The 1698-nt window shown below is 74.2% G+C and carries 2 protein-coding genes and 1 pseudogene; 2 read left to right on the top strand and 1 reads right to left on the bottom strand.

Features of this window, described 5'->3' with window-relative positions; translation table 11 throughout:
• Window positions 1–111 precede the first annotated feature (111 nt).
• Window positions 112–255 (bottom strand): annotated as a pseudogene (locus tag AB0G63_RS39080) (transposase); the annotation flags it as partial.
• A gap of 196 nt (window positions 256–451) precedes the next feature.
• Between AB0G63_RS39080 and panD the strand changes: the two are divergent.
• Together panD and AB0G63_RS39070 are read left to right on the top strand one after the other, a co-directional pair.
• Window positions 452–871, top strand: a complete 420-nt coding sequence (gene panD / locus AB0G63_RS39075; RefSeq protein WP_360760663.1) for an aspartate 1-decarboxylase — start codon at window positions 452–454, stop codon at window positions 869–871.
• Between the two features lie 26 nt (window positions 872–897).
• A complete protein-coding gene (locus AB0G63_RS39070; protein ID WP_360760660.1) occupies window positions 898–1254 on the top strand; it encodes a GNAT family N-acetyltransferase in 357 nt (118 codons plus the stop codon).
• The last annotated feature ends 444 nt before the right edge of the window (window positions 1255–1698 follow it).

Genomic DNA, 1698 nt, shown 5'->3' with positions numbered 1-1698 from the left:
ACCCTCACGGGCCGGGCCCCCCCGGCCTCCCCGGTCCGGCCCCGGGCGGGCGGCGCTCTGCGCCGCCGGCCGGGGACGACGACGGGGGCCGGGCAGGAGTAGTCGTTCGTCGAAGCGCGTGCGGGTGAGCACGATGGTGTGCAGGGCGTTGTCGGCGGCCCGGTCGCCGCCGCGGTTGAGGCGGTGGCGGTGGGCGCGTCCGGACGAGGCCGGGGTCGGCGCGACCCCGGCCAGGTGCGCGAACGCGGGTTCCGAAACGGCCGTCCGAACAGATGCCGGATCAGCGCTGTCACGGCAGCCAGGCTCTCGTGAAAGTGCAGGCGAGAGCCTTGTCGTGAGAGTCAACCGATGTTCCTCGACAACTTCGAGTTCGACGCGTGCCCGTGTACAGTGAACGACGCCCCTGACCTGCAGAAAGCTGGCGGGGAGCCGTCTTTTAAGGAAGTCCAAAGTGCTGCGAACTTTGATCAAGTCCAAGATCCACCGCGCCACCGTCACCCAGGCCGACCTGCACTACGTGGGATCCGTGACGATCGACGCCGAGCTGCTCGACGCCGCCGACCTGCTGCCCGGTGAGCTGGTGCACATCGTCGACATCACCAACGGCGCCCGGCTCGAGACGTACGTCATCGAGGGGGAGCGGGGTTCCGGGGTCGTCGGGATCAACGGGGCCGCTGCCCATCTCGTCCACCCCGGGGACCTGGTGATCATCATCAGCTACGCTCAGGTGACCGACGCCGAGGCGCGGGCGCTGGAGCCGCGGATCGTGCACGTGGACCGCGACAACCGGATCGTGGCCCTGGGTGCCGACCCGTCGGAACCGGTGCCGGGCTCGGACCAGGAGCGCAGCCCGCAGGCCGTACCGGCCTGATCCGCCGAGTCACCCGGAGCGTGCCCATGAGCGACATCGAGATCCGCGACGACCGGGCGGCCGGCCGCCTGGAAGCCGTCGTCGGAGGCGGCGCGGACGGCGAAGTCGCCGGCCGCATCGAGTACTTCGTCCTCGAAGCGCCGGGGCACGCCCTGGTCCCCGTGCACACCATCGTGGAGCCGGCGCACGAGGGGAAGGGCATCGCGGGCGCGCTGGCGCGCGAGCTGTACCTCATCGCCGCGCGCGAGGGCGTCGCCGTGGCGCCGCTGTGCCCGTACGTCACCAAGTGGGCCGAACGCCACCCGGACCAGGCCCCGCCCGCCGCGCCGGAGTTGCGGCGGGCGGCCAAGGAGTGGCTGGCGGCGCATCCGGGACGCTTCTGACCCCGGGTCGGCTCAGCCGGGCCCACCCGGGCTCTTCACGTCCCGCGCGCGGGTGAGTGGCGGCGCGGCCGTCGGGTAGGCGGGGGAGTAGTCCAGAGCCGATGTCGACCGACTGGCCGGAGGACACGATGACCGAGCCGTACCCCGATCCCGTTCCGCCCGATCCCGTTCCGCCGGAACCCGCGCCGGACCCGGAGCCCACGACCCCGGACCCGTACCCGTCGCCGGTCCCGGCGCCGGAGCCGCCGCCCGGGCCGATGCCCACGCCCCCGGAACCGCCGGGTCCGCCGCCCGGCCCCCGCCCGGTCCCGGAGCCGTCGCCGTCCCCGATCCCGCCCGGCCCCGAGCCGGTCCCGAATCCGGAGCCCGGACCACCGTTGAGCTGAGCCGAGCCGATGCAGACCGGGCCGGGGGGGGGGGGGGGCCGGGCGGGCCCCCCCGCCG

Source organism: Streptomyces sp. NPDC020996 (genome assembly GCF_040641355.1).
Classification (GTDB): Bacteria; Actinomycetota; Actinomycetes; order Streptomycetales; family Streptomycetaceae; genus Streptomyces.
This window is presented reverse-complemented; position numbering and strand designations above follow the sequence as displayed.